The following is a 25965-nucleotide window of genomic DNA, read 5'->3' as shown; positions in this document are numbered from 1 at the left end:
TGTCCTTCTCTTGGGATCTTTGGGCTATCTCTCGGCAGTGGTTGCCTATCGGGCCGGCAAAGACACGCTCCGTATTAGGCGTCTTATTCGCCTCGCCCATTTCTCAGGATTGCTTTGGCTCTCAGGTGCTATATGCCTATTCTTCAAGAGTGAGTTGTGGATCCTCTTTTTCTCAGTAGCTTGCGTATTTATGCTTTATAGCAATATTGCATTGAGTCGTGGGCATAGTAAATCTCGTAATAAATGACTTATAATAAAAAGGGAACCCCACGGCGCTATCGTCGTGTAGTAGTGCAAGGGACAGCTTCTGAGGCTACTCCACTTATGGGTATGCTCTCTCAGTTGCTCCCCAATAGTAGCCGTACAACCCACAAACAATACCTGAGAGATCGTTGTATAAAGGTCAATGGTCAGGTTGTTTCTGAGCACAATGCCCCAATTGCAGTGGGGGACGAAGTGGTTGTATATAGTGTGGGGTTTGCTCCCGTATTGGACAATACAGAGGTAAAAGTGCTATGGCAAGACGATTGGTTTATCCTGGTGCAAAAAGAGCCAGGAATCCCTACAATCGCTTCCAAGCCCGGGGATAAACATACGGTATACCGGATTGTTGCAGATCACTACAAGAGTGGAGATGCTCGGGAAAAGATCTTCCTACTCAATCGCCTCGATCGGGATACACGAGGATTAATCCTCTTTGCTCGTGATCGAGAGGTGCAGCAGGAGATTTTGGATAATTGGGAGAAATATATTTTGAGTCAGACGTTTGCCGCCTTGGTCGAGGGGTTTGTACCCGAAGAAAAAGGCGAGTTTGCTCCCCCTCCCAAACCTAAAAAAACGGTAGGAGATAAGGATACCAAAAAGAAGGTGGTGCCTTCTCGCCGCTCTCGAGCTACCTATCAGGTAGAGGAGAGAGCCTCGTGGCGAATCCTTCTCCGCATCTCTTTACTAGGGCGTTATAATGGCATTCGCAGTCAGCTCAACGAGAAAAAGTGTCCCTTAGTGGGTGAAAGCAAAGGTGTGATCAAGGGAGCTCCCTCTATCGCCTTGAGCCAACAAGAGCTAGTGCTGTTGCATCCTGTAACAAAGGAAAAGCTTTGTTTTGAATCGCCTGTTCCTTCCTTTTTTTACAAGTTACTACGCCGCCGTTTGACCACCTCAGAGCGCAAAATCATCGAAAAACGAACAGAAAACGAGAAGGATCTATCCATAGATTCTCTCAAAAAGATAGACTGAACTAAACATATTAGCCTATGTATCGGAAATTAAAGAACCTTTCTTTCCTCAGCCTTTTTTGCTGTCTAACCCTGCTTTTCTCGGGAGCAGCCAAGGCCCAGATGCAGAATGACATTGTTACTTGGAAAGCCTCTCTAGAGGATAAAGGTACGGCAGAAAAGACTCTTGTTTTCTCTGCAAAAATCAAATCTGGGTGGCATATTTATGATCAGAATATGCCGGAAGATGGCCCCAACTCTACGGAGTTTAAGTTCTACAAGCTCCAAGGTGCCAAACGAGTGGGGGGCTTTGTTGCCGATCGTAAGCCTCACGAGGCGTATGAAAAGCAGTTTGAGATGACGGTACGCTCTTTCGATGGAACCGTTACTTTTCGCCAGAAAATCGTTGTTACAGATGCCGATAAGTTTGCTATAGAGGTCGGTGTAAAATCGCAAGCCTGCAACGAAGAGGCGTGTCTCCCTCCGGATGGGATTGAAGTTTCTTTTTCTTCCAAAGATCTTAAGTCTAAGGCTGTGGATGCAACGGCAGAGGCCGATGGAGCTACAGATGCTGCACTGGCCGATAGTACCGATACGGCAGTGGCTGATAGTGCCCTCGCTGCAGCGGCATCTTCTTCTCTCGAAGGAGATAAAGAAGCTCTATGGACTCCGGTAATTGACACCCTCAAAGCCTATGGAGACGAATCCCTGAGTCGTGCAGACGCTTCTCTCTGGCAGATTTTCCTTTTCGGCTTCTTGGGTGGGTTAGTGGCCCTTATAACTCCTTGCGTTTGGCCGATGATCCCTATGACGGTGAGCTTCTTCCTTAAGCGGACTAAAGAGCGCAAAAAAGCAGTTCGCGACGCTATTCTCTATGGGATGGGTATCATAATTATCTATCTAGTATTGGGCTTGGCTGTAACCATTGGTTACGGAGGGAGTAAGCTAAACGAGCTTGCTACCAATGCTGTTTTCAACCTCATCTTCTTTGCTCTATTGGTGCTTTTTGCAGTATCATTCTTTGGGGCATTTGAGTTGGTTCTCCCCTCTAAGTGGACCAATAAGATGGATAGCAAGAGTGACTCAACAACAGGGTTTGTGAGCCTCTTCTTCATGGCATTTACCTTGGTACTCGTCTCATTCTCGTGTACGGGTCCCATTATCGGTACGCTCCTTGTACAGGCTGCCTCTATGGGGCAATACTTAGGGCCGGCCTTGGGTATGTTTGGTTTTGCCTTGGCTTTGGCTCTTCCTTTCTCCATTTTTGCCATATTCCCCAACATGCTTCAGGGGCTACCCAAGAGTGGTGGATGGCTCAATTCGGTGAAAGTTGTAATGGCATTCCTCGAATTGGCTCTCTCTCTTAAGTTCCTCTCCATTGCGGATTTGGCATATGGCTGGGGTATCTTAGACCGTGAGACTTTCCTCGCATTGTGGATTGTGATTTTTGCCTGCCTTGGTTTTTATCTTCTTGGGAAAATTCGTTTCCCCCACGATACGCCTATGGAAAAAGTTGGGGTGGGGCGTTTCTTCCTAGCTCTCATATCCCTGTCGTTTGCCGTCTATATGATACCGGGGCTTTGGGGTGCACCTCTTAAGGCAATTAGTGCTTTTGCTCCTCCTCTTTATACGCAAGACTTTAACCTCTACGAGGGCGAAGTACATGCAAAATACACCGACTACGAAGAAGGGGTGGCCAAAGCGCGTGAGATGGGTAAGCCCATTCTGCTGGATTTCTCCGGCTATGGGTGTGTCAACTGCCGGGAGATGGAGAATAATGTTTGGATTGACAGCAAGGTAAAACAGCTACTCGATGAAGATTATGTTGTGATTACTTTGATGGTCGATGATAAGACAGAATTGCCCGAGGTTATAGAGGTTACAGAGAATGGCAAGACCCGAAAACTACGCACCGTAGGCGACAAGTGGAGCTATCTACAGCGTAGTAAGTTTGGTGCTAATTCACAGCCTTTCTACGTTCCCATAGACCATGCAGGGATGCCTTTAGGTTCTTCGTATCAGCACGATTTGGATATCAGCAAATACGTTCACTTCCTAGAGAATGGGAAGAAAGAGTTTGCGGCTCGCAAGGATGGTAAGCCTATTCCCTCTCTTCCTTCGCCCTCCGCACAACAATAAACAACAATGAATAGCAAGGCAGAGAAACTTGAAGCTTTTGCTCGCCTCCTAGATGTTCTCGATACCCTAAGGGCTCAATGCCCTTGGGATCGGGAGCAAACCAAAGAGAGTATCAGAGCCAATACGATAGAGGAGGTCTACGAACTCTCGGAGGCCATCTTGCAAGAAGATTATCAGGATATGAAGAAGGAGCTCGGTGATGTGCTCCTTCATATTTGTTTTTATGCCCTCATGGCTCAAGAGGAAAACCGCTTTGATATTGCGGATGTATGCAATACTCTTTGTAATAAACTTATCTTCCGCCATCCTCATGTGTACGGAGAGTGTGTTGTAAGTACAGCCTCGGCAGTGACCTCACAATGGGAGCAGATAAAACAGCAAGAGCGGGGAGGAAACAAAACGGTGCTCTCGGGCGTCCCCAGCTCCTTGCCCTCTTTAGTAAAAGCCTATCGCATCCAAGATAAAGCCCGAGCCGTGGGGTTTGATTGGGAAGAAGCGCAGGAGGTCTGGACAAAGGTGCAGGAGGAGATACAGGAGGTGCGCCAAGCTCTTGAGACAAAAGAAGCCGAAGATATCGAAGCGGAGTTCGGAGATTTGTTGTTTGCGGTAGTGAACGCGGCTCGGCTCTATGGGGTCAATCCCGATAATGCATTGGAGCGCACCAATCGTAAGTTTATATCTCGTTTCGGTTATATAGAGAGCCAAGCCAAGGCGCAAGGTCGGGATATAAAGGATCTTACTCTAGGTGAAATGGATGCCCTCTGGGAGGAGGCAAAGCATCTAAAGCACTCGCAAATCTGATCTAGGCCGAGGATTATTCTTAATTATTTCTTCTGTGATCTGCCCTATTTGTCACCATCAGCAGCAAACTCCTGTGGGGATTGCTTCGGATCATTTGGTGAGTGGGAAGAGTTTCCCACTCGTGCGTTGTAGTCATTGTGGGCTTATCATGACCGGATCCCTTCCCGCAAAAGAGGATCTAGGTGCCTACTACAAAAGCAATAACTACATATCGCATAGCGATGTGCACAAAGGGCTTATGAATCTCCTTTACCACGCGGCAAGGCGCAAGATGCTCAAGCAGAAGGGCAAGTTGGTAAAGCGCGCTACCCCTCATCAGGATGGGACTTCTCCTCGTCTTTTGGACGTGGGGTGTGGTACGGGATACTTCCCTCATCACATGCAGCAGCTGGGCTACCAGGTCTCTTGTGTGGAGCAAGATGCCGAGGCTCGTGCGTTTGCTAAAGAGAAGTTTGCACTCTCGCCATCAGAGGCTTTGCTGCACACCAATTGGTCCGATCACTCCTTCGAGGTCGTTACGCTTTGGCACGTTTTGGAGCATATTGCAGACCTTGAGGAGCATATGCAACGCCTGTCTCAACTTGTCACTCAAGGGGGAGCTTTGCTGATAGCTGTCCCTAACCCTACAAGCTACGATGCTCAGCTCTTGCAAAGCGAGTGGGCTGCTTACGATGTTCCCCGTCACGTATGGCACTTTACCCCCGATAGCCTGATAACTCTTGCCGAACGGTACGGATTCCGTTTGGAGAAGCTCCGCCCTATGTGGCTTGACGTCTATTATATTGCTCTCATGACCCAGCAACAACGAGGGCGTAAAGGCCTAAATGCATGGCTTCGGGCAGTGGCAATTGGGCTTTGGGGTAACGTGCGGACTCTGATGGATGCACGTGCCGCAAGTTCGCTTATTTACCTCTTTCGTAGAGTTTAATCTAATGAAACGCTTTTATCTCTGCCTATTTTTCTTTTGCTGTTTGGGCTTATCGGTGGGCAGAATGCAGGCTCAAGACTCTCTTCGGTGGAGTGCCAATCTTGGAGCCGAAGGCTTCTTTCGCAACAACGAATATGCCCAATCTTATGGCACGGGTTACACGCTACCCGGGTATCGTTTGCAGGGGACTATTGCCTACTCCATGCCCGAAGTGCTCTCGGGGGCTACCATAGAAGTGGGTGCCCATGCCACGGGTTTCTTTGGGGCAAGACGCTATCCTACGGGTACATGGTGGGCTGAGCTGCCCCATTGGACGGACGAATCTACCGTGAGCGCCGTACCCCATCTTGTCCCTCTCTTCGGTGTTTTTCTCCGTGCTAATCCCCATCTTGAGGTGCGATTGGGGCGAATTGACAATAGTCGTGCGCACCAACTTATCCAGCCTTTGTACAACCCCGAATTACTTTACTCTGCCGATCCGGAGATGGGCGTACAGCTGAAGGCCAATTATCCTTGGCTCAAGAGCGATTTTTGGATTGACTGGCAGAGCTTCACGTTCCGAGCCGATAGGCACCAAGAAGCATTTACCATGGGGCTCTCTCTTGACCTCCCGATTGTGGAAAAGGATCCCTATTCTCTACGTGCTGTAGGGCAGGTTGTGGCTACACATCGAGGGGGAGAGATAAGTTGGCATCGACACGATACGGTGCATAGTTACTTGGCATCTGCTATAGGGATACGTGCTTCTTGGGCATTATCACATGGAAGAATTGAGGCGGCTGCCTATTATCTTCCCTCTCTCCTTAGGGCAGAGGCTCCGGCGCCTATGGGGCATGCTTTTTATGCCACCTTGGGGTATCAAAGGAAACATTTGCTTACGGAGCTTTCTTATTGGAGGGGAAGTCACTTTGTCTCTCCCATGGGAGGACCCTTTGTCAATAGTCGAGTGCTCTGGGAGGGGCCGTTGGTTCGGGATCAAGAGCGGACTTCGTTTTTGGGGATTCGAGCGCATTATCAATTCTTTTCTACCCCTCTTGTGCAGATGGCATTCGTTGCCCGAGGGTGGTATCATCTCCTTGATTTGGAAGGAGCCCCGAAGCGTTTTAGCCACGCTCTAGAGTTAAATCTTGCGCTTACCCCCAGCTTCCATTTTTGATTTTTAGCCTCTGGTTAGGGGTGAATCTGATAACCTTCTCTCTTCGTAAAGAGGGGAAGTTTTATATTTTCTCGGGATAGGTGAGTATGGTTTCGCCTCCTTCGCTTATAAGGTGTAGCACGATGGGGGTATCGGGTGATAGCTGAGAGGCCGTTACGGAGTGGCACTTTTGGAGGAGGGCAAGGAGGAGGCGATCTCGCTCGGGGATGGTGGGAATGCCCCACAACTCTCGTGCCATGGTTAGCTCGTCAATCAAGGCATGCGTATCGGGGCTAGCGCCCACTTCGTGTGCTACGTTGTGCAGGAAGTCCTTGTTCATAACCACCTTCTTGCTATGGGTGTCTAGGTTACCCTCTGCCAGCTTTACGGCCTTACCTACCATAATACCGAGGCTGACCGAGGCAAAGTGCATCTCGTGGGCTATACTGAGAGCATCCCCTATAAAATTGCCGTAATGCACAAAGGCTTGGGGGGGCAACTGGGGGTAAAGTGCTTTTATATAGGCCTCACTTTTGGCTCCTGAGTTCATGACAAGGCGGGAGGGGCTAAGGGCAAAGGCCACACTACACTCTTTGCGTAGGGAGTCTACAAAAGCCTCGTGAGAAAAGGGTTTTACGATGCCGGAGGTGCCGATAATGGAGAGCCCTCCTACGATGCCCAAGCGAGGGTTGAAAGTCTTGGCAGCAAGAGCAGCCCCATCCGGAATACTTATGGTAACATCTATGCCGCCCTCGGGATAAAGGGCTCGGAGCTCTTGTGTGATGGTACGGCGGGGCGTGGCATTGATAGCAGGGGAGCCAATGGGTAGCCCCAACCCGGGCAAGGTAACTACGCCTACGCCCTCTCCTTGCAAAAAGCGTAACTCATCTCCCTCTACAAGTTCTACAGTGGCTGCAATGATATGCCCATGGATTACATCGGGGTCGTCTCCTGCATCTTTTCGGATGGTCGCACGAGCCTTGGTGGGAGATAGGCGTTCTACGCTCTCGATGGGGAGGGTTATAATTTCTCCACCAGGTAGGGCTACCTCTATCTCTAGCTCTTCACTCTCGTAAAGTAGAGCCATAAGGGCAGCTTTGGCTGTGACTGTGGCGCAGGTCCCTGTGGTGTATCCTCGTTTGAGGGGAAAGTAATCCGGGATATAACGGCGTACCATGCGGTACAGTCCATGTTGCCCCTCTACCAGATGAAAGTGAGAGGGGAGCGGTGGGCGCACTACAACGTAAATGCGAATGCCTGCACGGCGAGCCGCCTCTATTTTCTCTAAAAAACCGCCACTCTCTCCGCTCTCTTTGGTTATGATGGCATCGGGATGGATTCGGTTAATGGGGGCGTCTTCTCCCTCTTCGGGCGTGTAGAAGATCACATGCTCCTCTGGGAAGCCCTCTTTGCGAGCAATATCGAGGGACTCTTGGCGTGATAAAATGCGAAATGTTGTCTCGCGCTGTTGCCAAAATCGCCGAAGCTTCCCAATCGTTTGGGTGCCGGTGAGAGCCAGCAGGTGCTTAATTCCATCGTCAAGCATCCTATCTACAGCCTCTTCGTAGCTTGTGCAATAGGTTATATCCGGGTCGTGAGGCGGATAGTTCCTCTCCAAACGGATAACGGGGATCCCCAGCGATAGACTTGCCACTCCTATATTCTTGTGTAGCTCTTGGGCAAAGGGGTGGGCAGCATCAATGATAAGGCGGATCTCGTGGGTACGACAAAACTCCTCTATGGCAGGGGCATCCATCCCCCCCGTAATGCGCTGCACAAGGGGATCTTCTACCTTCTGTTGCTCTCCACGTGTAGAGTAGTAAAAAGGTTTCCCCCCCTCGCTGAGCGTGTCGATGGCTATACGCCCCTCAGTGGTACCTCCAAAGACGAGAATCATATAAGAGTGGATAGATTTGCTTATTTGCGGAAGAGATGTTTGAATTCGTCTGCATAGAGCCGTGATATGCCCTCGCGGTGATCAATGGCTTTGCCTACTACGAGTAGGGTGGTGAGGGTGAGATTATTCTCGCGCACCAGTTGAGTAAGTTGGCTTAGCTCTCCCCGGTAGATTCGTTCCTCCTTGTGTGTGAGTTTATAGCAGGCTGCAACGGGTGTATTGGGAGGGTAAACTTGTAGCAGTTCTGCCTGTACTCGCTCTACAATGGCCGCACTTAAGTATATGCACATGGTGCTTTGGGAGCGCGCCAGTAGGTGGAGTTGCTCTCGCTCGGGCATGGGAGTGCGCCCTTCGCCACGTGTAAGAATAATAGTTTGCACCTCCTCGGGAATGGTAAACTGAGAGCGTAGTGCTGCGGCAGCTGCTTGGAATGACGAAATACCCGGAGTGATGTGGTAGCTCATGTTGTAGCGGTCGAAGAAAGCCATTTGCTCTGCAATTGCCCCATAGATACAAGGATCTCCTGTGTGTAGTCGCACCACAAAAAGCCCCTTGTCGTAGAATTCTTTCATAAGAGAGAACTGTTCCTCCAGATTCATATTCGCCGAACTTCGTATCACAGCCCCCTCTTTCCCATAAAGGGTTAGCTCTCGGGGTACAAGGCTGCCTGCGTAGAGGATCAGGTCGGCTTTCTGGAGCATCTTTTTCCCTCGTACTGAGATGAGCTCCGGATCACCGGGGCCTGCCCCTACAATTTCGATATGCCCTTGAGAGCGATCGCACGAAAGGGGAAGAGCTACGGCAAAGGTGAAGTCGTTTTCGTTTTGGGTGGAACCTTTCGTCTTCTCGATAAGAAGTCGCCCCTTTTGAGAGGAGGCAAGAGCGGAAGCCTCAGCTACGCCCCATGCTCCGGTAGTCTCGTATACTTTTTGCGAGGGGTGTGGCACCTCTATCTCACCAAGTTGTGATGCCGTATAAATTTGGGGAGAGGGGCAGGTAAAGTGCTTGGCAAGATGAGCTATGAGAGGCTCGTCTTTTTTTAGTTCTATCGTGGCAATCTCGCCGACAGCAAGGGGAGAAATGCCTGCACTTATTAGAGTTTGCTCTATCGTATCACTAACACCAAGGGTAGGGCAGTCTCGTTTACAACCCACCCCGAGCGTAAGAAGCGGAGTATAGTACGCTAAGTGAAGAATATTTTGAGGAGAATAGATGCTATACCCCACGGAGATAAGGAGGTCATATTTTGCGAGAGGTATATCCTCGTATCGGTAGAATACATCTACATGGGGAGGGCGAGAAGCTTCTAAATGCTCAGCGCCTTGGTTGCGCACTTCTAGTAGTAGGGCGGTCTTCTTCCCTCCCACGAATGCAAATATCGCCTGATTCATCTCTTGGGGAGAGGCGGTGGTATGCCATCCCCACTGACCAGCGAGAAGGTCTAAAGCCCAGAGGTCTTGATTGTCGCTTTGGGTTGTGATAATGGCTTCTCCGCCCGTAATGCCGGCCAAGTGGCGTGCCAATTCGTTGCCGCCTCCCACGTGACCGGATAGTACGGGTATCACAAATTTGCCGGTACTATCCACGTTCACCACAGCCGGATCGTGGTACTTGTGAGCCACCTGAGTTGCAATACAACGCACACAGATGCCTAGAGCTCCAACAAAAATGATAGCAGAGCATTCTCCAAAGTGCTCCTCTATAAAGGATTGATAAGAGTTGATAAAATAGGTGCCCTCGGCCTCTCCTTTGTAGTAAATGATGGCGTTGGGAAGTTCTTTTTGTATGGTGCGAGCGACTTTTAGCCCTGCTTCTGAGATTACTACTAGGGCAGTCTCTTTCTTCTCTTTACTCATAACTGAAGTACAATATATGGTGGAGCTATCTATTTTTTTCTCCTGTTTTTTCGTCACAAAGGTACAGATTCGCCCCCGAAGAATGCGATACTTTGGTAGATATGGGTCAAGGAGGCTGTATAGTGGGCGTGAAACGCTCAAAAAACGCTGCCTGATAAATAAATCGCTACAGGCTAAGAAAAAAATATTTCTCAGGCAAAGAGGGAGGGGCTTTCTGCCTAATAAATCCGAGGAAATAGGGCAGAAATATAGTTGCTATTAGAGTGGAATTTTGTACCTTTGCCGCGCTGATTATTATCGAAAGATAAAGAAGCTCCAATAATGGCAAGGTGCTGAGCGAGTCTCTGCCTTGGTACTACTCGAAGAGAGGGCCCCGTCCAAACCCTCTAAAATGCGAGGTAGTGGGTGACAATGGTAGTGGCTATAAACCGCATAGTATTGAGCCGGAAGAGGAGCAGTAAGTAACACAATTGTAAGTAAAAAGAAGAAATGAACTCTGTAAGTTACCAGACAGTATCGGTGAACAAGGCAACTGCATCCAAGGAATGGGTGATTGTGGACGCCGATGGTCAGAGCTTGGGTCGTTTGTGCTCCAAAGTAGCGAAGCTTCTTCGTGGTAAGTACAAACCCAGCTTCACTCCACACGTAGATTGTGGCGACAACGTTATCATCATCAATGCCGAAAAGGTTGTGCTCACGGGCAAGAAATGGGAAGATCGCGTCTACCTTAAGTTTAGTGGCTACCCCGGTGGTCAGCGCGAGTTTAGCCCCCGTGATCTCCAAAAGAAGGGGTCTGATCGTCTCTTCCGCAAAGTAGTAAAGGGTATGCTCCCCAAGAATAAGTTGGGTGATAAGCTCCTCAACAATCTCTACGTATACGAAGGTAGTGAGCATGCACATACCGCTCAGCAGCCTCGTACTATTGACATCAACACTCTTAAATAACCCCTCGGATGATGGAACAGATTAATGCAATAGGCCGTCGCAAGTGTGCCATAGCACGTGTATATGTAACCGAAGGCACAGGTAAGATTGTAATCAATAAGAAGGATCTTGCCAATTACTTCCCCTCTAGCATTTTGCAGTTTGTAGTGCGTCAACCACTCAACAAGCTCGAAGTTGCAGAGAAGTACGACATTAAGATAAATCTCCGTGGTGGAGGTTTTAAGGGTCAGAGCGAAGCTGCTCGCCTTGCTATCACACGTGCTCTTATCAAGATCAACCCCGAAGACAAGGCTGCGCTCCGTGCCGCAGGTTTCGTAACTCGAGATCCTCGCGTAGTAGAACGTAAGAAGCCAGGTCGTCCCAAGGCTCGTAAGAGATTCCAATTCAGTAAGCGTTAATCTCCTTTTCTTTTCCCTCTATTGCTCTCTATTATGGGGGAACAAAGATTTTTCTTTGGGTACGATAGATGGGAAGAATACAGATTACTCGCGTTTAGTATCTAAACTGCTTGGATGGCTCTTTATTCACCACCTCTTGTACAAACATCCGGTGGGTACAAATGAGGGGTAGAACCCTACCAAGTGGTTGCAAAATCAATGGTTTAATCAATTAAGAACGTAAACGAAACAAACAATATGGCATCGATCACATTCGAACAGCTACTCAAAGCCGGGGCTCACTTTGGACACCAACCCCGCAAGTGGAATCCCGCTATGGCTCCCTATATCTTCATGGAACGTAATAACACCCATATTATCGACCTCCACAAGACAGTTGCTAAGATAGAGGAGTCTACCGAGATTATCCGCAATATGGCACGCAACGGCAAGAAGATCTTGTTCGTAGCCACCAAAAAACAAGTAAAGGAACCCGTTGAAGAACTCGCTAAGTCTGTAGGCATGCCCTACGTAGTAGAGCGTTGGCCGGGTGGTATGCTTACCAACTTCCCCACCATCCGCAAAGCGGTAAAGAAGATGGTGCAAATCGACAAGATGAAGGAAGATGGTACCTACAGCAACCTCTCAAAGCGCGAAAAACTCCAAGTAGAGCGTCAGCGTGCTAAGCTTGAGAAGACGTTAGGTTCTATCCAAGATATGAATCGCTTGCCTTCGGCTCTCTTTGTTGTAGACATCACCAAAGAGCACATTGCCGTGCGCGAGGCTACTCGTTTGGGCATCCCTGTATTTGCTATCGTAGATACCAATGCGGATCCTAAACTTGTGGATTACGTTATCCCTGCTAATGACGACTCTAGAGAGACTGTAGAGCTTATTATGGGTGCTATGTGTAGTGCCATTAGCGAAGGTCTCACCGAGTATAAGTCTCAAAATGTAGAAGAAGAGGTAAAAGATGAAGCAGCTGTAGAAGGTGCTCGCTCGGGCCGTCGTACGCGTACCGGTGCTCGTCGCGAACGCTCTAAGGAGACTTTAAAAGAGGCTCCCGAAGCTACTAGCGCAGAAACCGAAGCTCCCAGTGTAGAAGCTGAAACTCCTGCTGCCGAATAAAAATTCTCTTTTCAGAAAACATACTAGTAATAAAGGAAATGGCTATTTCAATCCAAGATATTGCAAAGCTCCGCAAGATGAGTGGAGCAGGGCTTACGGACTGCAAGAACGCCCTCGAAGAAACAAATGGAGACTTCGACAAAGCTATGGAGATTATCCGCGCCAAGGGTAAGGCTGTAGCTGCTAAGCGTTCTGATCGTGAAGCTGCCGAAGGGTGTGTACTTGCAGACCACGCTACAGGGTTTGCAGCAATCGTATCTCTCCAGTGCGAAACTGACTTCGTAGCTAAGAACGAAGGGCATATCCAATTGACTAAGGATATACTCAACGTGGCAATGGCTAAGCAACCTGAGAACAAGGAAGCCCTTCTTGCTCTTACGCTTGCTGATGGTCGCACGGTGGCTGATCACATTACCGATCGCACCGGTACTACGGGAGAAAAGATGGAGCTCGGAGCTTACGAATTCGTAAAAGCTGAGCATACAATTTCTTATATCCACCCGGGGAATAAGCTTGCCGTTGTTGCTGCTTTCAACGAAGCAGTTGATCAAGAAATGGCTCGTATGACAGCTATGCAGATTGCTTCTATGAACCCCGTTGCTGTTCGCGAAGAAGAGGTGCCCCAAGAAGTGGTAGAGCGTGAACTAAAGATTGCTCGTGAGAAAGCTCTTGAAGAAGGGAAGAAACCCGAGCTTATCGATCGCATTGCTCAAGGTGCTTTGCAGAAGTACTATAAGGAAAATACCCTCCTACGCCAGGCTTTTATTAGCGATGGCAAGATGGATGTGGAAGCTTATCTCAAGACGGCAAGTAAGACTCTTACAGTGAATGCTTTCCGCCGCGTGACACTGAATGCAGAGTAAAGCACTTCCTCTCTTTCTCTCTCCGGCTTCTTACTAGATAAAGGGGCTAGGATGGAGAGAAATGGATAATGTACTATTTTTATACCCACTCATCCTTATTTTGGGATGGGTGGGTTTTTCTGTATCATTCTCCCTTTTTTACCGCTTCATAATACTAGAATATCAACGATTTCTTTTTGTCTCTACTATTGTGAGGAATAAATAAATTGCTATCTTTGTGGTGTTGGATTTCCTCTTTTTAGAGGGTGGGTTTTGGAGCTTGCATGCCAAAAGACCCAGTTCTCGGGGAGAGTCCCGGTGCAGATAGATAACGAACAATTTAGATATGTCTAACACTAAATGAAATTGAAAATGAAAAAGTTTTTTGCGGCACTTGGTGCCTTGGCAATTGTAGGTATGGTTGCCGTGGGATGTGAAGGGAAGCAACCTAAGGTTGAAGACTCTATTACAGTAAAGCAGAGTGGAAAGGATGTTACTGCTCTTACTATGAGTGTTGGCGACAAGGTAACGATTACTACTAATGCAGCTTCTGCAGCAGATGGTGCTCTTGTTGTGGTTGCTAAACCCGCTGGTTTCACGGTAACAAGTTCTGATCAGAACATTGTAGCAGCTTCTAATACAGCTCTTGAGGCTAAGGCTGCTGGTACTGCTAAGGTTACTTTTACTTCCGGTAAAGCTAAAGTGGAAGTTGCTGTTACAGTGAAAAAAGGAGAAGATGTAACTTTCGATCCTAAGAATTTCCTGGGGAAAGAGATCTATATTCCTAGCGACAAGAAGTTTGAGATGATGAAGGATTGGAAAGCTGAATTGCTAAAGGCTTATGGGTCTATAAATTGGGAGTTTACAGCTTATAGTAATGACAAGGACTCGGAGCGAACATATCTCTTTGTTGTTAAAGACGGAGTTCAATCTGTGCTAGGACGTGTAACTTTTGTTCATAATCCTACGTCAGGCCCCAAGTTTATCTCTGCTGAAGCAGGCTATCAATTAGGTTTTTGGAAAGAAGAAACTCAGAAAGCTCTTCTCGATCTCTTTGGTTTTGTTGATAACCAGAAACTTGGTGCTAAACTGCAGGATGAAACACCTGCTGCTGGTGGTGAGAATAAAGCTCGTGGGTTGGATGCTATTATGTTCATGAAAAAGCAAAAGGGGGAAAATGGTCAAGAGTATGAACATGTGACTCTTCAAATTTCGGAATTGCAATCTAAATCTGCTACTACTCTTAGCAAACGTATGCCTTATAGTATCCCTTATGAAAAATGAAATAACCTTTTTCTCTTAAGGATTTAGTAAGAAAGCCCTTGTATCTGCCGCTAGATATGAGGGTTTTCCCCTTCTGATATTGCCTCCCACGTGGTATCCTCTCTCCTTGAAGGATACGATGTGGGAGGCTTTTTTTATCCCTAGAGATGCCATATAGTAGCTAATTTGTACCTTTGCACCCATAAGAAATAAAGAGAGAACCATATTATACAGATATGATGACCGCTAATGAGATACGTGCCGCTTTTGTGGCATTTTTTGCTGAAAAGCAGCACCATATAGTCCCCTCTGCCCCTATGGTGGTTAAGGGGGATCCGACCCTAATGTTTACCAATGCCGGGATGAATCAATTCAAAGATATAATCCTTGGGAATGTGGAGGCAAAGTATCCGCGCGTTGCAGATGCTCAGAAGTGTCTTCGCGTGAGTGGTAAGCACAACGACCTAGAGGAGGTGGGGCACGACACCTATCATCATACTATGTTTGAGATGCTCGGGAACTGGTCTTTTGGCGATTACTTCAAAGAGGAGGCCATCTCGTGGGCATGGGAGTTCTTGCACGATCGTCTGGGTATCCCTGCCGACCGCTTATATGCCACCATATTTGAGGGAGCCGAGAGCGATGGCCTAGAGAGGGACAACGAAGCAGCCTCCTATTGGGGACGCTTCCTCCCCCAAGAACGGATTCTCGATGGTAACAAAAAGGATAACTTCTGGGAGATGGGAGAGACGGGGCCGTGCGGACCTTGTAGCGAAATTCACATCGATTTGCGAAGCGACGAGGAGCGTATGCAGCAATCCGGTAGGGAGCTCGTAAATCGGGATCACCCCCAAGTAGTAGAGATTTGGAACCTTGTATTCATGCAATATAATCGTATGGCAGATGGCTCTCTATCTCTTCTCCCGCACAAAGTTATTGATACCGGTATGGGCTTTGAGCGTCTTTGTATGACCATGCAGGGGAAACGCTCTAACTACGACACCGACGTTTTTCAACCTTTGATTAGAGCCGTTGCCGAGCTCTCGGGCATTCCCTACGGGAAAGAGGAGAGTAGCGATGTGGCAATGCGTGTAGTTGCAGACCATGTGCGCACTATTGCATTTGCCATTACAGACGGGCAGCTCCCCTCCAATGCTAAGGCCGGTTATGTTATTCGTCGTATTTTGCGTCGCGCTGTACGCTATGGATATACTTTCTTGGGGCGTAGAGAAGCCTTTATGTATGCTCTATTGCCCACTCTTATTGAGTCTATGGGAGGGGCTTACCCCGAACTAATAGCTCAGAAAGACCTGATTCAAAAAGTAATGAGAGAGGAGGAAGAGAGCTTCTTGCGTACGCTGGAGGCCGGTATCAAACTCCTTGATAAGAAAATAGAAGAGTTAGGGAATAAGGGACAACTCTCGGGGCACGATGCTTTTGTGTTATACGATACATTCGGCTTCCCTCTAGACTTGACGGAATTGATCTTGCGTGAGCATGGTATGACTCTCGACCAGGAGGGGTTTGATCAAGAGATGGCAGAGCAGAAAGCACGAGCACGGAGTGCTGCTCAACTTGAGACGGACGATTGGGTGACTCTCGCCGAGGGGGAAACTCTTTTTGTCGGGTATGATCAAACGGAGGCAGACTGCTCTATACTTCGCTATCGCCACGTAAAGCAAAAGAATAAAGACTTCTATCAAGTTGTACTCTCTGTTACTCCTTTCTATGCCGAGATGGGGGGACAGGTAGGCGACTCCGGTATTCTTGTAGACGAAGAGGGCGTGCGTTATGCCATCGTAGATACGAAACGAGAGAATAACCTCCCCGTACACCTTATGCCCAAACTCCCTAATGATCCCGGACAAACCTTCCGTGCCGAGATCAACCAGGAGCGTCGTCGCATGGCAGAGGCCAACCACACAGCAACACACCTCTTGCATCAAGCCCTTCGCACGGTACTTGGGGAGCATGTAGAGCAGAAGGGATCTTTTGTAAGTCCGGAGGTGTTGCGCTTTGACTTTTCGCACTACAATAAACTCACCCCTGAGGAGATTCGCCAAGTAGAGGAGCTTGTAACCCAAGCAGTACGTGCCGATTACCCCAGAGAAGAGCATCGTAATATACCCATTGCCGAGGCTCGTGCTATGGGGGCTATGGCTCTCTTTGGAGAGAAATATGGCGAAGAAGTACGCGTTATGAAGTATGGCACTTCTATCGAATTGTGCGGGGGGACTCATCTTCCCTCTACGGGTATGATTGGCTCTTTCCGTATTGTATCCGAGAGTTCGATTGCTGCCGGAGTACGTCGTATCGAAGCCGTTACCGCAACTAATGCAGAGGCATTCCTCTACAAACAAGAGGATACGCTTAAGGAGATAAAGGCTCTTCTTAACAATACCCCAGATGTGGTAAAGGCTTTGCAGAAGCTCCTCAGCGAAGAGAGTGCCCTCAAAGCTGAACTTGATACTCTGCAACGTGCCCATGCAGTAAGGCTCAAAAAAGAACTCTTGGCATCGAGTGCCGAGCGTTCCGGCTATCGGATGTTTGTGCTGCAGGGAGAAGAAAAAGCCGATACAATCAAGGATATAGCCTTCCAATTGCGAGGAGAGTTACACGAGCCATTCGTTTTTGTGGCGGCAACTACAGAGGGTGCAAGAGGGCTTCTTACGGTAATGCTGAGTGAAGAGGCCATTGCCTCTGGGCTCCACGCCGGCAATCTCGTAAAAGAGGCTGCACGATTGATCCAAGGTGGCGGTGGTGGACAACCCCACTTTGCTACAGCAGGGGGGAAAGATGGGAATAGGCTTCCTGAGGCTCTAGAGTTAATTCTATCCCAAGTAGACGCACATGCTAGATAAGCCATGTCGTTAGCGACCTCTCCCTCCTACATTGCTCTAGATGTTCTCAACGAAAGGTGGCTACCTTTCTATGCGAAAGGTGGCTTCGATCGGTGTCTAGCGATTGTGGACGAAGAGGTTGCAGCAAAGGCTGCTCCGCGTCTTGCTCCTCTATGGACTTGTATAGAGCCTTGCAATCGTCTTGTTATTCCCGGAGGGGAAGAGGTGAAATCCCTCACTCATGTGGGAGAAACGATTGACTGGCTACTTGCACGATCAGCCACTCGTTCAACCCTATTGGTCGCTGTGGGAGGAGGGGCTTTGCTCGACTTTGTGGGATTTGTTGCCTCTATATATAAGAGAGGGATACCTTGTGTCTATGTGCCTACCACTCTCATGGCCATGATTGATGCTTCTATCGGAGGGAAAACAGCGGTTGATTATGCCGGAGTAAAGAATCTATTAGGAGCCTTCTCTCTCCCCAAAGCTGTGATGATAGACCCTCAATTTCTATCCACCCTGCCGCAAGAGGAAATCCTCTCGGGGTACTGGGAATTGGTGAAATATGGACTTCTCTCCTCAGGAGACCTATGGAGAGAGATTAAAGCTTTCGACCCTTTTGGCAGTATAGACTCTTGGCTCCCTTTTATAAATAGGAGTGTAGCTATCAAAGAGCAATTTGTAGAAGCCGACTTTACCGATAAGGGGCTTCGCCAATGGTTAAACCTTGGGCATACTATAGGTCATGGGGTGGAGGGACTATCCCATATCCGAGCCCAAGAAGGATCGAGTAGGGTATTGCGGCATGGAGAGGCCGTGGCTATCGGGCTTGTATGTGAGCTTTATCTCTCCCATATTTTGCTTGGTGCTGATAAAAGTTATCTCTCGGATCTTATCGCTCTTATGCGGGAGTATTTTTCTCCTTATACTTTTTCTTGTAAACATTATCCTACTATCCTGTCTCTCCTTCATCAGGATAAAAAAAATGAGGATGATACTGTTTCTATTATTGCCTTTAAGTCTCTGGGAAAGATGGAGAAACTCTCTTGTACGGACGACTTACTCAAGGAATCGCTCGATTTTTATCGAGAAATGTTTGGTCAGTAGAAAAAAAGTATCTACCTTTGCAGCCGTTGTTCGGGATGTAGCTCAGTCCGGTTAGAGTACGCGTCTGGGGGGCGTGGGGTCGCTAGTTCGAATCTAGTCATCCCGACAGAAGTTGGAAGAAGCACTTTGCATAGTCTTGCAGAGTGCTTCTTTTTTATAAAGAGGAGAGAGAATCCTCCTTCTCTTGGGATAGAAGATCAAGCGAGGAGAAGCGAGTTTTATCTATCTATCAGGATCGTTAGGATATCGTAAAGGGTACTTGTATATCGCTTTCTGTTTTTCTTTACAGGGTAGAATTCCCTTTCTGTATAGGATGTCCATTGTTACTTATTTCAAGACTTCTTTGGAGCCTAGCAGAAAGATTTTTAAAAGAGATATCATTAAACCTCTTGCCTATTAGGGGATTATTGTTATTTTTGTATCTGTAAGATGAGGCAAGGGGGTGTAAATAGAAAGCTAATTATCGCGCTTGAGAGTATCCTCAAGTACCCGAATTCGCAGATTTCCCGAGAGCAGGGAGGGGTTGCGTTGTTCCATGATAAAAGAAATTTCCCCCTGATGTATTGTATTGCATAAGAGAGAGCAAAGAGGTAAAGAGGTTGTATGTTTAAGAAGCGTTGGGTCATAATTCTTTTCGTCCTACCCGTTTTGGCTTTGACTGTGTCTCTCTACACGCAGTTTCGTTTCCTACGAGACATGCACGAGATGCGGCAGGAGTATTTTATCTCCAACATAAAGAATGCAGTAGATCAAGCTGTAGAGGAGGTAGAGCGCGAGGCCATCGCTCAGTTTGTCGCTAGTCAGCTCGACCTTCGTAATGTGGTTTGTAAAATGCAAGATAATTGTCGGGAAGAGGAGCGAAGGGCACTACCATCGGTTCTTGACAAGCGTATCAAAGATCTTGTTTTATGGAATTCTTCGGCCAATCGCTCTCGTTTTTCTGATCGCTCAATGGCATATTTAGAAGATACCCTCCCACCACCTCCTCCCGTTATAACGGATTCTCGTTCGCTTTTTACAATGGGAATCCAGAAGCGATTGCTCGATGCCTATCTATTTCATCAGGATGCTCTTAATGAGGTGATACTGAGTTCTATTATAGACTTAGAGAGTGATATTCATCCCTCTTTCGACAAGATTTCTTACTCTTATCTCGATGCTTGTCTCAAATATTCGCTGGAAAGAGTAGGTGTATACGAAGACTTTATAGTTCGCATTTACGATAAAGAGAACCATTTAGTGTACGAAAAGGGACCTTCTCACAATGCCCTCGCTACTCCGGAGAATAGCGTACAGCATACTCTTTTTGATAAGATTGCGATGAGTAATTCGGGGCAGGGGTTCGTAGAGGTTGTCTTTTATGAGCACGATAGATACATCACAACGCATACCTACATAGTTGCTACGATGTTTACTACACTGGTCTTATTGGTCCTGTTTGCCGTAGCTCTAGTTTTCTTTGTCCGCCAACAGCGTTTTGAGCGAGGTCGAAAAGACTTTGTGCACAACATGACACACGAGCTGAAGACCCCTGTCACATCAATAAAACTAGCTTCTGAGATGCTTGATGATGACGTACTTGTAAAAGACCCGGCACGCCGTCAGCGATTGTTAGGAGCAATGCAGAGTGAGACTAAGCGGCTCTTTTTCTTGATAGAGAAGATCTTGCAGTTTACGCTTGTCAATGAGAGTAGGGTACGATTTAATCCCTCTTTATTCGATGCTCATATCCTGCTAGAAGATGCTATTACGGTCTATTCTTTTAAGTGCGAAGAAAAAATGGGAGTAATGACTTCGGACTTACGTGCGAAGAATAGCTATCTCAACGTGGATAAGATGCACTTTCAAAACATTATATTTAATGTATTGGACAATGCCATCAAGTACTCCAAACTCAATGTGCCTCCTAGACTTTATTTGTCTACATCGAACCCTAAGCCCAAAGTACTTCGCATTGAGATAAAAGACAATGGTATTGGCATATCGCGCAAGGACCAACGTAATATATTCCGTCAGTATTATCGAGTAGATACGGGGGATATACATGATGTAAAAGGTTTTGGATTGGGGCTTTCCTATGTAAAAGCCACGGTCAAATCTATGAAAGGGCGCGTAAAAGTGGAAAGTGAGATAGGGATAGGAACAACCATGATCTTTGAGTTGCCCACAGAAGACGCACCCTTAGATGAACAATAGTACTCCTTTAGATTTTCTATTATAGAGGAGTTAAGAAAAAAAAGAAACAATCAATAATAAGTAGCTATGAATGAAAAAACGAAAATCTTTTTCTGCGAAGACGATGACAATCTAGGTCTCTTACTCAAGGAATATCTTGATACTAAGGGATTTGAGACGCATCTCTTTCGCGATGGTGAAGAGGGGCTTCATAACTTTGAGAAGACAGAGTACGACCTCTGTATCCTCGATGTAATGATGCCTCGTAAGGATGGTTTTACTCTTGCTAAGGACATTCGTGCAATCAATACTATGGTGCCCATTATTTTCCTCACGGCAAAGACAGAGAAAGGTGATGTGCTTCATGGCTTTGAAGTGGGGGCTGATGACTATGTAACAAAGCCATTCAGTCTCGATGAATTATTAGCTCGCATCGAAGCTATATTGCGACGTGTAAAGGGTGTTGAGTCTAAGGTAATGCCCTACTACCAGTTGGGTAAGTTCTTTTTTGATATACAGAAGCAAACGCTCACAATTGGTGAAAAGGTGATTAAACTCACCACCAAAGAGAGTCAGCTTCTCAGCCTCCTTTGCTCTTTTGCAAACGAAACTTTGGAGCGCAACTATGCCCTTAAAACAATTTGGGAGAACGACAATTACTTCAATGCTCGTAGTATGGACGTGTACATTACCAAGCTACGTAAAATCTTGAAGGAAGATCCCTCTCTCGAAATTAAGAACGTACACGGAAAGGGATACCGCCTCAATACGACTTTGGGAGACGGTGTGCCCGAAGATCTTGTAACCAAGATTTAAGCAAATAGATAGGTCTAAGCCTATCCATCAATGGCTTGGGGAATGAGTGCTACCAGCCCCTAGTGGGTGTATGAGGTGATTCATTCCCCGTATTTTCTATGTGCAAAAAGGAGACGATTTTCTATCCAGTGCATCGTGGAAAAAGGGCTAAGGATTTTACGAAAGAGATAAAATAGAGAAGTTTTTCATTGCTATGAAAAGATTTGGATTGTGTTCGGATCATGCTGGTTTTGCTCTCAAAGAAGAGGTGAAGAAGATCCTCTCCGATCTGGGGATTGAGTATCAAGATTTTGGCACTTACAGCGAAGAGCGTGCAGATTATCCCGATTTTGCACACAAATTGGGAGAAGCTATTGATAGCGGACAGCTAGAGTGGGGGATTGCCATATGTGGCTCGGGTAATGGCATATCTATGGCTCTCAATAAGCATCCTCATGTGCGTGCTGCACTTTCTTGGAACGAAGAGATTGCAGCACTGGGTAGAGCGCACAATAATGCCAATGTACTTTCACTCCCTGCTCGGTTCGTTTCGTTAGATGAGGCTAAGAAGATTATAATGGCGTTCCTCTCTACAGATTTTGAAGGGGGACGGCATGAAGCTCGTGTGGCAAAGATCCCTCTTTGTTAAGAATAGAGGGAGACTCCTAGATATATTGAGGGGAGGGACTTTAATAATAGTCTCTCCCTTTTTTGTTTCTTCTCGTGAAAGAATATTCGCTAGATGCGAGAAAATTCCTACTTTTGTAGGGTTCCTGCACTTTCTCAAGGGAGAGAATTTAGGATACCAGATTTATTTTTTATTACCGAATAGCGATGATTAGTTATTTCCCCTCGCAGTGCGATATTCTCTATGCCGTAGAGCATAGTGTCGTTTTTTCTGATCAAGACCTCGAGAGGCTCGGGTGGCTTTTTGCTTTAGAGGGCAAAGTGGATCCCCAAGAGCAAGCCGAAGGAGATTATATAGGACCTCGTAGTGAGATTGTTTCTCCTTGGAGTACCAATGCTGTAGAGATTACTCAAAACATGGGTATTGAGGGGATTACGCGTATTGAGTTACTTAGACGCGTTAAGGAAGAGCAACCCATATTCGATCCTATGACCGAATGTGTGTATCATACTCCCGGGGCATCTATATTCCATACGGATGCAACTCCGGCCCCCATTGCGTACATCGATGATATTGCAGCTTACAACCAATCTGAGGGGCTCGCTCTAAGCGAAAAAGAGATTGATTTCCTTCAAAATCTTTCAAAGCGCCTAGGGCGTAAACTTACGGATAGTGAGCTATTTGGCTTCTCTCAGGTTAACTCGGAGCATTGCCGGCATAAGATATTTAATGGCACCTTTGTTATTGATGGAGAGGAGCAGGAGCACTCTCTTTTCTCCATGATTAAGGCTACTTCAGAAGCTAATCCCAATGGTTTGGTATCCGCTTACAAAGACAATGTGGCTTTCATCAAGGGGCCAAGGGTGGAGCAATTTGCCCCATCTTACGGAGATCGCCCCTCTTTGTTCTCTACTAAACCGATAGATACTGTACTTTCTCTCAAGGCAGAGACACACAATTTCCCCACAACAGTAGAGCCCTTCAATGGTGCTGCCACGGGTACCGGAGGGGAGATACGAGATCGTATGGCAGGAGGAAAGGCTTCGATCCCTGTGGCTGGTACGGCTGTATACATGACAAGTTATCCTCGTCTCCAGTCTGCCATTCCTATGTCTATGGAGGCTCGCCCTTGGCTTTATCAGCATCCTCAAGGAATTCTTACAAAGGCCTCCAATGGAGCCAGTGACTTTGGGAATAAGTTTGGTCAGCCCATTATTACGGGTTCACTACTTACCTTCGAACATCAAGAAGATGACAAGGCTACACGTTATGGCTACGACAAGGTAATTATGCTTGCCGGGGGAATCGGCTATGCTCGCCAACGAGATGCTATCAAAGAAGAGCCTAAGGCGGGAGAGACCGTTGTAGTGCTAGGTGGTGATAACTACCGTATTGGTATGGGTGGTGGCGCTGTAAGCTCTGTAAATACAGGGCAGTATAGTGCCGGCATTGAGCTTAACGCCGTACAAAGAGCCAATCCGGAAATGCAAAAACGTGTAGAAAATGTGGTGCGAGCTCTTGCCGAGAGTGACGATAATCCTATCATTAGTATTCACGATCACGGAGCCGGTGGGCACCTTAACTGCCTTACAGAACTTATCGAAGCCACGGGTGGAGAGATAGACATTGATGCCCTCCCCGTAGGGGATGCCACTCTATCAGATAGAGAAATTATTGGCAACGAGAGTCAAGAACGTATGGGCTTACTCATCGAAGAAAAAGACTACGAGCGAATTGCTGCTATTGCTGCACGAGAGAAAGCTCCTATATATAAGGTAGGTAAAACGACCGATAGTCACGAGCTTTGCTTTGGAAGAAAATCTACCAAAGAAGAAGCAATCCATCTTGCTGTAGAGGATATGCTTGCAAAGCCTCCGCGTACTATCATGAGAGACTCTACACTGGAGCATTCTTATCAAGACGCTACATACGACGCTCAAGCACCTGAGAAATATCTCCAAGGAGTGCTCAGTTTGGAATCCGTTGCCTGTAAAGATTGGCTTACCAATAAGGTAGACCGATCTGTGACAGGCCGTATTGCTCGCCAGCAATGTTGTGGAGAGCTACAGCTCCCTCTTGCAGATCTTGGTGCTATTGCTCTCGATTATCGTGGAGAGAAGGGCTATGCTACAACTATTGGGCATGCGCCTCAAGCAGGACTTATAGACTCTGCTACGGGTTCAATACTCTCTATTGCAGAGTCTTTGACCAATATCGTTTTTGCCCCTCTTACCGAAGGATTACAGAGTGTTTCGCTAAGTGCCAATTGGATGTGGCCCTGCCGCAATGAGGGGGAAGACGCACGTTTGTATCGTGCTGTAGAGGCTTGTTCAGATTTTGCCATAGAATTGGGTATCAACATCCCCACGGGGAAAGACTCTCTCTCTATGACACAAAAGTATCCGACAGAGCCATCCGTTGTAAGCCCAGGCACCGTTATTATATCGGCAGCAGCTCCGGTAAGCGATGTTCGTAAGATTGTAACGCCGGTTATTCAACCTGTTGCCGGTTCGTCTCTTTTGTACATAGACTTTAGTTTTGCGCCCCTTGCATTAGGCGGATCTGCCTTCTTCCAAAGTCTGGGAAAGGTCGGAGAATCTGCTCCAACAGTTGCTAATGCGGAGTATTTTGCAGATGCTTTTGCTGCGGTACAGTCCCTGATTAAGAAAGATCTTGTACTTGCTGGGCATGATATATCTGCAGGGGGGATGTTAACAGCATTGCTCGAAATGTGTTTTGCCAATACCAAGGGAGGGCTCTCTATTGACCTCTCAGAGCTAGTGGAAGAAGACCTTACCAAGCTCCTTTATGCAGAGAATCCTGGGGTACTACTCCAAGTAAATAATCTTGATAAGGCTCAGAAGGTGCTCGATGAAATGGGCGTTGCTTTCTCTGTAATTGCGACTCCCTCAGAAGAGCGTACTCTCTCGATTAAGAAGGGAGATAAATTGATTACTATCGACATAGATAAGGCTCGTACGGATTGGTATCGCCCATCATTCTTGTTAGATTGTTATCAATCAACAGAGAAACTTGCTCAGGAGCGTTTTAATAATTATCCTATTCAACCTATCCGCTACCGCCTACCTCAAGACTTTTCAGGGAAGAAAACCTCTTTAGGACTTGATGCAGACCGGAGTAACCACTCGGGTATTGTCGCAGCCATTGTACGAGATAAGGGTACGAATGGGGAGCGTGAGATGGCCTATGCTCTTCACCTTGCAGGTTTTGACGTAAAGGACGTACACCTTACGGACCTTACCTCAGGACGCGAAACGCTCGAGGATGTACGAATGCTTGTTTTCTGTGGTGGATTCTCCAATAGTGACGTGCTCGGTTCTGCCAAGGGATGGGCTGCAGGTATCTTGTACAATGAACGAGCAAAAGCAGCTATTGATGCTTTTTATGCCCGCCCCGATACCCTAAGTTTGGGTGTCTGCAATGGTTGTCAACTAATGGCTGAACTAGGCCTTCTCTATGCCGATAAGAGACCTCGACACAAAATGTTGCACAATGAGTCGCAGAAGTTTGAGAGCTGCTTTGTTGGGCTAACAATTCCCAAAAACAATTCGATAATGATGGGTTCACTTGCTGGTACTACCCTTGGAGTATGGTGTGCCCATGGCGAAGGTCGTTTTGCCTTTGACGCTCCTGTTGATAAGTACAATGTTGTTGCTCAATACGACTATAAGACCTATCCCGGTAATCCTAATGGCTCTCCGGAGGGAGTTGCTGCCATTTGCAGTGATGATGGTCGTCACCTAGCTATTATGCCACATCCAGAGCGATCTGTATTCCCTTGGCAGTGCGGTTTCTATCCAGACGGTTCGCATGAAGTAACTCCATGGATGGAGGCTTTTGCTAATGCTTTTGCCTGGTTAAAGGAGCACTAATA

19 protein-coding genes and 1 tRNA gene are annotated in these 25965 nt (G+C 47.2%); 18 read left to right on the top strand and 2 right to left on the bottom strand.

From position 1 onward, the window contains the following. From ACTTHR_RS07585 to ACTTHR_RS07560, 6 genes are all read left to right on the top strand, one after another. The coding region (locus ACTTHR_RS07585) for a hypothetical protein (RefSeq protein WP_442605739.1) at positions 1–247 on the top strand (247 nt) is incomplete at its 5' end. Beyond that, positions 244–1236: a pseudouridine synthase gene (locus tag ACTTHR_RS07580; RefSeq protein ID WP_442605738.1), complete on the top strand. Its 993-nt coding sequence runs from the start codon at positions 244–246 to the stop codon at positions 1234–1236. The genes ACTTHR_RS07585 and ACTTHR_RS07580, both read left to right, overlap by 4 nt. 17 nt (positions 1237–1253) lie before the next feature. Next, positions 1254–3353 carry a protein-disulfide reductase DsbD family protein gene (locus ACTTHR_RS07575; RefSeq protein WP_442605737.1) on the top strand — a complete coding sequence of 700 codons (2100 nt, stop codon included), beginning with the start codon at positions 1254–1256 and terminating at the stop codon, positions 3351–3353. 6 nt (positions 3354–3359) lie between these two features. Further along, positions 3360–4154 carry a nucleoside triphosphate pyrophosphohydrolase gene (gene mazG, locus ACTTHR_RS07570; protein ID WP_442605736.1) on the top strand — a complete coding sequence of 265 codons (795 nt, stop codon included), beginning with the start codon at positions 3360–3362 and terminating at the stop codon, positions 4152–4154. A gap of 34 nt (positions 4155–4188) precedes the next feature. Beyond that, entirely contained in the window at positions 4189–5082 is an 894-nt protein-coding gene (locus ACTTHR_RS07565; RefSeq protein WP_442605735.1) for a class I SAM-dependent methyltransferase, read from the top strand. A gap of 4 nt (positions 5083–5086) precedes the next feature. Further along, positions 5087–6238, top strand: a complete 1152-nt coding sequence (locus tag ACTTHR_RS07560; protein ID WP_442605734.1) for a hypothetical protein — start codon at positions 5087–5089, stop codon at positions 6236–6238. 61 nt (positions 6239–6299) lie between these two features. On the opposite strand, the gene cbiD is transcribed toward ACTTHR_RS07560, so the two are convergent. Together cbiD and cobM are read right to left on the bottom strand one after the other, a co-directional pair. Next, positions 6300–8114, bottom strand: a complete 1815-nt coding sequence (cbiD, locus tag ACTTHR_RS07555; RefSeq protein ID WP_442605733.1) for a cobalt-precorrin-5B (C(1))-methyltransferase CbiD — start codon at positions 8112–8114, stop codon at positions 6300–6302. Positions 8115–8134: 20 nt separating this feature from the next. After that, positions 8135–9970, bottom strand: coding sequence for a precorrin-4 C(11)-methyltransferase (cobM, locus tag ACTTHR_RS07550; protein ID WP_442605732.1), 1836 nt, complete (start codon positions 9968–9970; stop codon positions 8135–8137). Between the two features lie 489 nt (positions 9971–10459). On the opposite strand from cobM, the gene rplM reads away from it, so the two are divergent. The 12 genes from rplM (at position 10460) to purL (ending at position 25963) form a co-directional block, all read left to right on the top strand. Continuing rightward, positions 10460–10915, top strand: coding sequence for a 50S ribosomal protein L13 (rplM, locus tag ACTTHR_RS07545; protein WP_297947565.1), 456 nt, complete (start codon positions 10460–10462; stop codon positions 10913–10915). An 11-nt stretch (positions 10916–10926) separates the two neighbouring features. After that, positions 10927–11313 carry a 30S ribosomal protein S9 gene (rpsI, locus tag ACTTHR_RS07540; protein WP_304284925.1) on the top strand — a complete coding sequence of 129 codons (387 nt, stop codon included), beginning with the start codon at positions 10927–10929 and terminating at the stop codon, positions 11311–11313. Positions 11314–11550: 237 nt separating this feature from the next. Next, entirely contained in the window at positions 11551–12420 is an 870-nt protein-coding gene (rpsB, locus tag ACTTHR_RS07535) for a 30S ribosomal protein S2 (protein WP_442605731.1), read from the top strand. Positions 12421–12458: 38 nt separating this feature from the next. Beyond that, complete coding sequence (tsf, locus tag ACTTHR_RS07530) at positions 12459–13283, top strand: translation elongation factor Ts (protein WP_442605730.1); 825 nt, start codon at positions 12459–12461, stop codon at positions 13281–13283. A 339-nt stretch (positions 13284–13622) separates the two neighbouring features. Beyond that, complete coding sequence (locus ACTTHR_RS07525) at positions 13623–14546, top strand: hypothetical protein (RefSeq protein WP_424776930.1); 924 nt, start codon at positions 13623–13625, stop codon at positions 14544–14546. A gap of 215 nt (positions 14547–14761) precedes the next feature. Beyond that, on the top strand, positions 14762–17386 hold the full coding sequence (gene alaS / locus ACTTHR_RS07520) for an alanine--tRNA ligase (RefSeq protein ID WP_442605729.1): 2625 nt from the start codon (positions 14762–14764) through the stop codon (positions 17384–17386). A 3-nt stretch (positions 17387–17389) separates the two neighbouring features. Further along, entirely contained in the window at positions 17390–18472 is a 1083-nt protein-coding gene (gene aroB, locus ACTTHR_RS07515; protein WP_442605728.1) for a 3-dehydroquinate synthase, read from the top strand. Positions 18473–18503: 31 nt separating this feature from the next. Beyond that, positions 18504–18578, top strand: a tRNA-Pro gene (locus ACTTHR_RS07510). A 497-nt stretch (positions 18579–19075) separates the two neighbouring features. Next, positions 19076–20668 (top strand): sensor histidine kinase, encoded by a 1593-nt coding sequence (locus ACTTHR_RS07505; RefSeq protein WP_442605727.1) that lies wholly within the window; start codon positions 19076–19078, stop codon positions 20666–20668. Positions 20669–20734: 66 nt separating this feature from the next. Then, positions 20735–21463 carry a response regulator transcription factor RprY gene (gene rprY, locus ACTTHR_RS07500; RefSeq protein WP_304284922.1) on the top strand — a complete coding sequence of 243 codons (729 nt, stop codon included), beginning with the start codon at positions 20735–20737 and terminating at the stop codon, positions 21461–21463. 193 nt (positions 21464–21656) lie between these two features. Continuing rightward, positions 21657–22091 (top strand): ribose 5-phosphate isomerase B, encoded by a 435-nt coding sequence (rpiB, locus tag ACTTHR_RS07495; RefSeq protein WP_304284923.1) that lies wholly within the window; start codon positions 21657–21659, stop codon positions 22089–22091. Between the two features lie 185 nt (positions 22092–22276). After that, positions 22277–25963, top strand: coding sequence for a phosphoribosylformylglycinamidine synthase (gene purL, locus ACTTHR_RS07490; RefSeq protein WP_442605726.1), 3687 nt, complete (start codon positions 22277–22279; stop codon positions 25961–25963). Positions 25964–25965 lie beyond the last annotated feature (2 nt).

Origin of the sequence: Porphyromonas endodontalis (genome assembly GCF_052173515.1) — a bacterium.
In the GTDB taxonomy this organism is placed as follows: Bacteria; Bacteroidota; Bacteroidia; order Bacteroidales; family Porphyromonadaceae; genus Porphyromonas; species Porphyromonas endodontalis_A.
Note: the sequence above shows the minus strand (reverse complement) of the source record. Positions and strands in the feature narration are given on the sequence as shown.